Origin of the sequence: Dorea sp. AGR2135 (assembly GCF_000420885.1) — a bacterium.
GTDB classification, from domain to species: Bacteria; Bacillota; Clostridia; order Lachnospirales; family Lachnospiraceae; genus Dorea; species Dorea formicigenerans.
Genome location: NZ_ATVU01000053.1, coordinates 1 through 9,101 on the forward strand (window position 1 = coordinate 1; position 9,101 = coordinate 9,101).

A 9,101-nucleotide genomic window follows, 5' to 3' on the forward strand; every position below is an offset into this window, starting at 1 on the left:
CTGGGTTCAGAACGTCGTGAGACAGTTCGGTCCCTATCCGGCGTGGGCGTAGGATATTTGAGAGGAGCTGTCCTTAGTACGAGAGGACCGGGATGGACTGGCCGCTGGTTGATCTGTTGTTCCGCCAGGAGCATAGCAGAGTAGCCAAGCCGGGACGGGATAAACGCTGAAGGCATCTAAGCGTGAAGCCCCCCTCAAGATGAGATATCCCAACGAAAGTTGTAAGACCCCTTGAAGACGACGAGGTAGATAGGACAGAGGTGGAAGTGTGGTAACACATGGAGCTGACTGTTACTAATAGGTCGAGGGCATAACCAAGTAAGGTGGATAGGTAAAGATGTTGAAAAGTTTCTTATATGCAGTTTTGAAGGTATATATTTATATAAGAAGTGATTGGTATGAACCAGTCACTTTTTTTGTATATAGAAAGTCGTATTTCCTATTATACAAGAAGCCTCCGGCAGGATGCGCATTCGCACGAATAAGAATTAGATCAAAAGAATACAATTCTCGTTCATTGTGTGTTGTCGCGCAATTCAGAATCCGTTACAATAAAGTTATGATTAGTGTGTACAAAAAAGACAAAATCACATACGAGATGAAATATGTAACAAGGAGGTCGTGGTATGTCGGATTTGAAATATGACATCATCATTATCGGTGCGGGTGTTTCAGGTTGTGCTGTGGCACGGGAATTATCACGTTATGATTTGAAAATCTGTGTGCTGGATAAGGAAAGTGATGTCTGTGAGGGGACGAGTAAGGCGAACAGTGGAATTGTTCATGCAGGACATGATGCAAAGCCAGATACATTGAAAGCGAAACTGAATGTTCAGGGAAATCTTATGATGGAAGAGATGGCAAAAAAGCTGGATTTTCCGTTTAAAAGAAATGGTTCATTAGTTGTCTGCCAGAACGAGGAAGAACTTTCAAAACTAGAAGAACTGAAAGAGCGAGGCAAAGATAATGGAGTGGAAGGGTTAAGAATCCTGACAAGGGAAGAGGCGCTTGAACTGGAACCGGCACTTGCAGATTCTGTGTATGCGGCGCTTTATGCACCAACCGGAGGAATTGTCTGTCCATTTCTTATGAATATTGCTTATGCAGAAAATGCAGCAATCAATGGTGTAAAGTTCCAATTTGGAACGTGTGTGCAGGATATACAGAGATGCCATCAAGTAAGTGGATTTGAAGTCATTACAAATCAGGGAACATTATATTCAAAATATGTAATCAATGCTGCCGGAGTTTATGCGGACGAAATCCACAACATGGTCAGTGAGAAGAAACTTCACATTACACCGCGAAGGGGAGAATATTGTCTCCTTGATAAAAATGCGGGAACTCTGGTCAGTCATACTATTTTTCAAGTGCCAGGGGAAATGGGGAAAGGTGTTCTTGTAACTCCGACCATACATGGCAATCTGATGATCGGGCCAACTGCCGATGATGTTCCAGATAAAGAAGATAATGCGACGACGAGAGCAGGGCTTGATAAGGTGTTAAATGATTCTGCGAAATCTGTAAAAGGCATTCCGACACGCCAGGTCATTACATCATTTGCAGGACTTCGTGCACATGAAGATGGTGGAGATTTTCAGATAGAAGAATTAACTGATGTGCCAGGATTTATCGATGTGGCTGGAATCGAATCACCAGGACTTACCAGTGCCCCGGCAATCGGAGTGTATGTCTGTGATTTAGTAAAAAAAATGATGGAAGATACAGATCGGCAAATAAATCCAGGAGATTCGGGGAATTTAAGAAGTTTCGAAGTAGCTGATAAACAAAAAAGTTCAGGCAGATTACAGGAAAAAGAAAATTTCATAGAGACGCGTAAAGGAATCGTACATTTTGCAGAACTAAGTCTGGAAGAACAAAAGGAACTGATTCAGAAAGACCCAGCGTATGGACAGGTCATCTGTCGCTGTGAAACCGTGACTGAGGGAGAGATTCTGGATGCAATCCGAAGACCGCTTGGAGCGCGGACGCTGGATGGAGTAAAGCGAAGAGTCCGGGCAGGCATGGGACGATGCCAGGGAGGTTTCTGTACACCGAGGATTATGGAGATACTGTCCAGAGAGTGTGGAATTCCGTTGGAAGAAATCTGTAAAAATAATCCGGATTCCCGAATCATTGTAGGAACAAATAAGGAATGGCTGTAGGGAGGTGCAGGAATGAAAACTTGTGATTTAGTCATTATCGGAGGCGGTCCTGCAGGACTTGCAGCAGCGCTTGGAGCAAGAAAGCAGGGAATAAAGGACATTTTAATCGTAGAAAGAGACAAAGAACTTGGTGGAATTCTAAACCAGTGTATTCACAATGGTTTCGGACTTCACACATTTAAAGAAGAGCTGACTGGACCGGAATATGCAGGACGTTATATTGAGCAGGTAAAAGACGCCGGGATTCCATATGTGGTCGATAGCATGGTGCTGAGCATTCAAAGCATGAGCCAGTATAAGAGTAGTCTTCAAGCAGATCAGTGTGAATATAACAAAGAAAAATATTCAGAAGCAGATCAAGATAAATATTGCAAGAAGAAATATACAGATAAAATTATCACTATGGTTAGTCGTACGGAAGGTATCATTCAGATTCAGGCAAAGGCAGTAATACTTGCCATGGGCTGCCGGGAGCGTCCAAGAGGAGCGCTTAATATTCCGGGATATCGCCCGGCTGGAATCTACAGTGCCGGAACGGCACAAAGACTTGTAAATATGGAAGGTTATCTGCCAGGACGTGAAGTCGTGATTTTAGGTTCTGGTGATATCGGACTGATCATGGCAAGACGTATGACACTGGAAGGGGCACATGTAAAAGTAGTTGCGGAACTGATGCCTTATTCCGGTGGACTAAAGAGAAATATTGTGCAGTGTCTGAATGACTATGATATTCCACTGAAGTTAAGCCATACAGTCGTTGATATTCATGGAAAAGAACGGGTGACAGGAATTACGCTTGCCAAGGTCGATGAGAAAGGAAAGCCAATTCCGGGAACGGAAGAAGAATATGCATGTGATACTCTGTTGTTATCCTGTGGATTGATTCCGGAAAATGAATTGTCACGGGAACTGGGCGTGAAATTAAATCCAGTGACCAGCGGACCGGTTGTAGACGAGAGTCTGGAGACAAATGTGCCGGGAGTATTTGCCTGTGGAAATGTGCTTCATGTTCATGATCTTGTGGATTTTGTATCAGAGGAAGCGGACAGAGCAGGAACATGTGCGGCGAGATACATTTTACAAGAGAATCAAAGCAGTGATCATGGCATAGACCAAGAGAGTCAGTATAGTGATTCAGATATAGGTAAGGCCTCCAAGATGAATGATAATAATGATCCAGTGATTCCACTCATTTCTACTGGCTGTGTCCGCTATACCGTTCCATCTGCCATTCATTTGTCCAAGATGCCGGATAAATTGAAAGTGCGGTTTCGTGTCGGAAAAGTTGTAAAAAACTGTGCAGTCGATGTATACTGTAAGGAAGAGAATAGCGAGAAACGGATTAAGACAAAGAAACGTCCAGTCGTAGCACCTGGGGAGATGGAAGAGATTCTGCTTGGCAGGGAAGAACTTTTAAAATATCCGGATTTACAACAGCTTATCATCACGGTGAAGGAGGGATAGACTATGGAGGAGAAGAAACTAATCTGTATCGGCTGCCCTCTTGGATGTGAATTATGTGCAGTATTGGAACGTGGAGAGGTTATAAGTGTTACAGGAAATACTTGCAAGCGCGGAGATGCTTATGCCAGAAAGGAACTGGTAAGTCCGGAGCGTACCGTGACAAGTACGGTGAAAATGAGTGACGGGCGCATGCTTCCGGTGCGCACGAAGACGGATATTCCTAAGGCGAAAGTATTAGAATGCGTGCGAGAATTAAAATATGTTGTCGTAGAAGCGCCAGTGGAAACAGGGCAGATAATTGTGCAGGATATTGCGGGGACAAATGTACCGGTAATCGCGACAAAGAAGATGGGAGAACGGGTATGAAAAAATATGTAATGGCTCTGGATCAGGGTACAACCAGTTCCAGATGTATTTTGTTTGACAAAAAAGGAAATATTTGCAGTGTAGCGCAAAAAGAGTTTGAGCAGATTTATCCAAAACCGGGCTGGGTCGAGCATGATCCGATGGAGATTTGGGCATCTCAGTTATCTGTTGCGACCGAAGCAATCAGTAAAATCGGTGCAAGTGCTGATGAGATTGCGTCCATTGGAATTACGAATCAGAGAGAGACGACGGTTGTGTGGAACCGTGAGACGGGTATGCCGATTTACAATGCAATCGTGTGGCAGTGCCGCAGAACTGCAGAACGGATCGATCAATTAAAAGAAGATGGCCTGACGGACTATGTGAAAGAGACGACAGGACTGATACCTGATGCATATTTTTCAGCGTCAAAAGTGGCATGGATCTTAGATCATGTAGAGGGAGCCAGAAAGCAGGCAGAAAATGGAGACCTTGCTTTTGGAACAATTGATACATGGTTGGTCTGGAATCTGACCCGTGGGGAAGTACATGCGACAGACTACACCAATGCCTCCAGAACGATGATGTTCGATATTCATAAATTAGACTGGGATCAGAAGATTCTGGATTATTTCAAGATTCCAAAGAACATGCTGCCAAAAGTAAAACCATCCAGTGGAATTTTCGGATATACAGAAGTCGGTATGTTTGGCGAGAGTATTCCAATCGCCGGGGCAGCAGGTGACCAGCAGTCAGCATTGTTCGGCCAGTGCTGTTTTGATGCCGGAGAAGTGAAGAATACATATGGAACCGGCTGTTTCCTGCTTATGAATACAGGAGAAAAGGCTGTGACTTCAGAAAATGGACTGCTTACGACTATTGCAGCCAGCGCAGACGGAACCGTCCAGTATGCATTAGAAGGAAGTATTTTTGTGGCAGGAGCGGCAATCCAGTGGCTGCGTGATGAGATGCGTATGATTCGCAAAGCAGCAGATACGGAGCGTTATGCAACTGCGGTCGAAGATACTGCAGGCGTTTACCTTGTTCCGGCATTTACCGGAATCGGAGCGCCGTACTGGGATCCATATGCAAGAGGTACGGTCGTGGGCATCACAAGAGGCTGCAAAAAAGAACATTTTATCCGGGCGGCACTGGAATCTACGGCGTACCAGACCAATGACATTTTGAAAGTGATGGAAGAAGAATCTGGTGTACAGATCCGGACGCTCAAAGTAGATGGTGGTGCATCAAATAATAATTTTCTGATGCAGTTCCAGGCCGACATTCTTGGTGTTGATGTGCTCAGACCACAGTGTGTGGAGACAACAGCTCTCGGAGCGGCATATCTTGCAGGAATTGCAGTGGGTTACTGGGAAGATGTAGAGGACGTGCGCGCAAACTGGGCACTGTCCCGAACATTCCATGCAGACATGACAGACGAAAAGAGACAACATTTGTTAAAAGGCTGGAAGAAAGCAGTCGGTCGCGCATTCGAGTGGGTGGAGGACTAGATTATGAAGCGGGAATTTCAATATCCGTCGCGGGACGGAGTGACACAGATTCATGCAATCGAATGGGAGCCGGAGGGGGAGATCCATGCGGTTATGCAGTTATGTCATGGTATGGTCGAATTTATCGACCGATATGATGCATTTGCAAAATATCTGAACGAACATGGAATTTACGTGGTCGGACATGACCATCTGGGACATGGAAAATCTGTGCAAAATGAAGAATATCATGGATATTTTCATAAAACGAATGGAAATGAATATGTAATCGGTGACATTCACAAACTTCGGGAAATAACGCAGAAAAAATATCCGGATAAGCCGTATTTTATGCTTGGGCATAGTATGGGGTCTTTCCTGATCCGTCAGTATATGGAAATGTACGGACCTGGGCTTTTTGGAGTCATAGTCATGGGAACCGGAGCACAGCCTGGAGCTGCATTATTTTTTGGAAAATTACTGTGCAAAGTCATTGCCGCATTTAAAGGTGATGATTACCGGAGCACATTTGTGGATAACATGGCATTTGGTGGGTATAATAAACGGTTTGAGCCTGCCAGAACAGATAAGGACTGGCTGACGCGTGATGAAAAAGAGGTGGACGCCTATCTGGCGAATCCATGGTGTACGTTCCGCTTTACAGTCAATGCATATTATCATATGTTCTGTGGCATTGAGTATGCACAGAAAAAAGAGAATATTGAAAAGATCCCGAAAGATTTGCCGTTGTATCTGGTGGCAGGATCAGACGATCCCGTTGGAAACTTCGGAAAAAGTGTGGAAAATGTTGCAAAAACGTATCGGGAATGTGGAATTAAAGATGTGTCCCTTAAGCTTTATGAGAAAGACCGCCATGAGATATTAAACGAGCTGGACCGGCAGGTGGTTTACGAGGATATACTGGCGTGGGTGGAAGCGCATCTGCTATAGCCAGCATCGACTGAAACGGGAGAAGACTTGTAAAAGGTGAACTAGAAAAACGCGAGGAGATGAAAAATTGGCTGAGAGAGAAAGAAGAGTCATTTCGCTGGTCGGCGGTGGTGGCAAGACAACGACCATGTATGCGCTGGCTGAAATTTTCAGAGAAGAAGGGAAAAAAGTAATTGTGACGACAAGTACACATTTGCAGACCCCGCCAGAAGAAATCCGTGCATGGAATATTGAAGAAGTGAGAAGTCTCTGGAAATCTGACCAGATTGCGGTCATCGGTACAGATTGTGAAAGCAATAAGAATCTTGCAGCAGGAGATCAGGCAGCAGTAAATCAGATGGAAAATAAGAAATCTGTGAAAAAAATGCGTATGCCAGATAGTTCATTTTTACAGGAAGTTCTGCAGGAAGCGGAGGTTGTACTAATTGAAGCGGACGGAGCAAAGCATCTTCCCTGTAAGGTGCCAATTGAGAAAGAACCAGTCATTATTCCGGAGTGTACAGATGTCATTGCGGTTGTGGGAATGGACGCATTAGGGAAGCCATTAGAAGAAGTCTGCTTTCGAAAAGACCTTGCAGTTCAGTTTTTAAATACGAGTTATAAACATCTGATAGCAGAAGAGGATATTGCAAAAATCCTTTCATCAGTGCAAGGTGCACGAAAAGGCGTGGAAGACCGGAAATATTGTGTCGTTCTGAATAAATGTGACGATGAAATCCGCAAGGAGCGGGCCGAGAAGATCCGCTCCTTGTTAAAAGAAAAGAGCATTGAAAATGTAATGATCACAAATTGTGAAAATCGTCAAAATGAGTTGAAGAAATATTTCTGATAAAATTCTTGAATTATTCCTGCATAACCCGCGCCATATCTTCTGGCAGCGGTGCAGTGAAACTCATATGTTCCCCGGTAATCGGGTGGGTGAATTCCATGTGGTGGGAGTGCAGAGCTTGACGTGTCATGTACTCCATGTCTGGGTTGTACAGGTAGTCACCAATCAGTGGATAACCGAGATATTTCATATGAATACGGATCTGGTGGGTGCGGCCGGTCTCAAGACGAAGAGAGACAAGGCTGTGCCCATTTGCTTCTTTTACCACTTTATAATGGGTGACTGCATCTTCTCCATGTTCCCAGTCTACGGTCCGTTCGATGATGGTTCCTTCCTTGCGCCCGAGCGGAGCCTGGATGGTTCCTTCGGAAGGTGTGACAGAACCTCGTGCAATCGCGAGATATTCCCGGTGGACTTCCCGGTATTTTGTCATGTCCGAGAGAATACTGCCACTGACCAGATGCTTGGAAACAATGGTAAGTCCCGAAGTATCCCGGTCCAGACGGTTGCAGCACCGGAAAATGAAAGGCTTTCCCTGAGACTGAAAGTAGTAAGCCAGAGCATTTGCTATAGAGTTTGTGTAATTATTTAAAGACGGGTGAATCGGCATGCCGGCAGGCTTGTTCAGCACAAGAAGATCTTCATCTTCATAAATGATATCGAGTGGAAGTTTCGTCGGTGGGATTTTCTCAGAATTTTGTGTCTCGCAGATCCGCACTTGCAGATGGTCTCCTGTAGAAAGTTCCTGACGCATATAATAATGTACCCCATTTACAAGGATACTTTTCGGCATTCTTTTGATTTCCGACAGATTCTGCCCGGAGTAGCGCTTTCGGCGTAAGAATTGCTCAACTCTAAGGCCGGCACTGTCTTCATCTATGATATAATCGATATTTCGATTCATTGCATTTCTCCTGTATAATGTCTATAATAAAAAGTAATCTGGCGATTAGTGCTAGTATAGCACATTTTTCAGTGTAATGGAAATCCAGTGAATTACATTATTTATCAGCCATTATTTATAAGAAAAGAGGTTGTTAACAGTTAAATATAAATTATAAAATTATATAAGTTGGTGTTGAGCTTTATAAGATATTAGAGTAGAATATTATTGAAAGGAGTTGATACTTTGAGTAAATATTATTCTATACATGAATTTTCAAAAATTATAGGCGTATCTGCTCAGACATTACGAAATTGGGATGCCAATGGAAAACTTCATCCGCATCATACTACAGTAAGTGGCTATAGATATTATTCCGATGAGCAACTCAACCAAGTAATAAATGTAAAGCCTAAAAATCGCATTACAATTGGATATTGTCGCGTTTCCAGCCATAAACAAAATGATGATTTGGAACGACAGATTGATAATGTCAAGACATATCTTCTAGCAAAAGGACAGCCGTTTGAGATAATAAGTGATATCGGTTCTGGGATTAATTATAAGAAAAAAGGACTTCAGGAATTGATCAGACGAATCTCTCAAAATCAGGTTGAAAAGGTTGTTGTTCTATATAAAGACAGGCTATTGCGATTTGGTTTTGAGTTGATAGAATATATCGCTTCACTTTATAATTGTGAGATTGAGATTATTGATAATACTGAAAAATCGGAACAGCAGGAACTTGTTGAAGATCTGGTTCAAATAATCACAGTATTCAGCTGCAAATTACAAGAAAAACGAGCGAACAAAGCTAAGAAACTTATCCGGGAATTGATACAGGAGGAAACAGATGGTAAAAGCCATAAAAGTAATGCTGATACCAAACAACGTACAGAAAACTAAGATGTTTCAGTACGCAGGTGCTTCAAGATTTGCTTATAACTGGGCTTTGGCCAGGGAAAAAGAAAATT

The 9,101-nt window shown here is 43.4% G+C and carries 9 protein-coding genes and 1 rRNA gene; 9 read left to right on the forward strand and 1 reads right to left on the reverse strand.

The features are described 5' to 3' along the window. The 7 genes from G593_RS0117685 to yqeC form a co-directional block, all read left to right on the forward strand. Positions 1–318 (forward strand): 23S ribosomal RNA (locus G593_RS0117685); the annotation flags it as partial. 308 nt (positions 319–626) lie between these two features. After that, positions 627–2,165, forward strand: coding sequence for an NAD(P)/FAD-dependent oxidoreductase (locus G593_RS0117695; RefSeq protein WP_029732534.1), 1,539 nt, complete (start codon positions 627–629; stop codon positions 2,163–2,165). A 12-nt stretch (positions 2,166–2,177) separates the two neighbouring features. Next, the gene (locus G593_RS0117700; RefSeq protein ID WP_029732535.1) at positions 2,178–3,629 is read left to right on the forward strand and encodes an NAD(P)/FAD-dependent oxidoreductase; all 1,452 of its coding nucleotides are present in this window, start codon (positions 2,178–2,180) and stop codon (positions 3,627–3,629) included. A 3-nt stretch (positions 3,630–3,632) separates the two neighbouring features. Beyond that, complete coding sequence (locus G593_RS0117705; RefSeq protein ID WP_029732536.1) at positions 3,633–3,995, forward strand: DUF1667 domain-containing protein; 363 nt, start codon at positions 3,633–3,635, stop codon at positions 3,993–3,995. Continuing rightward, positions 3,992–5,485 carry a glycerol kinase GlpK gene (glpK, locus tag G593_RS0117710; RefSeq protein ID WP_029732538.1) on the forward strand — a complete coding sequence of 498 codons (1,494 nt, stop codon included), beginning with the start codon at positions 3,992–3,994 and terminating at the stop codon, positions 5,483–5,485. Before G593_RS0117705 ends, glpK begins: the two co-directional genes overlap by 4 nt. A 3-nt stretch (positions 5,486–5,488) precedes the next feature. Beyond that, positions 5,489–6,415, forward strand: a complete 927-nt coding sequence (locus G593_RS0117715; RefSeq protein ID WP_005341020.1) for an alpha/beta fold hydrolase — start codon at positions 5,489–5,491, stop codon at positions 6,413–6,415. 67 nt (positions 6,416–6,482) lie between these two features. Beyond that, complete coding sequence (gene yqeC, locus G593_RS0117720) at positions 6,483–7,244, forward strand: selenium cofactor biosynthesis protein YqeC (RefSeq protein ID WP_005341016.1); 762 nt, start codon at positions 6,483–6,485, stop codon at positions 7,242–7,244. Between the two features lie 13 nt (positions 7,245–7,257). Here the strand turns inward: yqeC and G593_RS0117725 are convergent, their stop codons facing one another. Beyond that, entirely contained in the window at positions 7,258–8,148 is an 891-nt protein-coding gene (locus tag G593_RS0117725) for an RluA family pseudouridine synthase (RefSeq protein ID WP_029732539.1), read from the reverse strand. Between the two features lie 225 nt (positions 8,149–8,373). Here G593_RS0117725 and G593_RS0117730 point away from each other — a divergent pair, with 225 nt between their 5' ends. Together G593_RS0117730 and G593_RS21655 are read left to right on the forward strand one after the other, a co-directional pair. Further along, a complete protein-coding gene (locus G593_RS0117730; protein WP_029732540.1) occupies positions 8,374–9,033 on the forward strand; it encodes an IS607 family transposase in 660 nt (219 codons plus the stop codon). Position 9,034: 1 nt separating this feature from the next. Continuing rightward, a partial coding sequence (locus G593_RS21655) for a helix-turn-helix domain-containing protein (protein WP_334290743.1) occupies positions 9,035–9,101 on the forward strand: 67 nt, incomplete at its 3' end.

Bases quoted from the DNA above. Each gene is read 5' to 3' on its own strand.
- glpK (WP_029732538.1), top strand. From the start codon at position 3,992: ATGAAAAAATATGTAATGGCTCTGGATCAGGGTACAACCAGTTCCAGA.
- G593_RS0117700 (WP_029732535.1), top strand. From the start codon at position 2,178: ATGAAAACTTGTGATTTAGTCATTATCGGAGGCGGTCCTGCAGGACTT.
- G593_RS0117695 (WP_029732534.1), top strand. From the start codon at position 627: ATGTCGGATTTGAAATATGACATCATCATTATCGGTGCGGGTGTTTCA.
- G593_RS0117725 (WP_029732539.1), bottom strand. From the start codon at position 8,148: ATGAATCGAAATATCGATTATATCATAGATGAAGACAGTGCCGGCCTT.
- G593_RS0117705 (WP_029732536.1), top strand. From the start codon at position 3,633: ATGGAGGAGAAGAAACTAATCTGTATCGGCTGCCCTCTTGGATGTGAA.
- G593_RS0117715 (WP_005341020.1), top strand. From the start codon at position 5,489: ATGAAGCGGGAATTTCAATATCCGTCGCGGGACGGAGTGACACAGATT.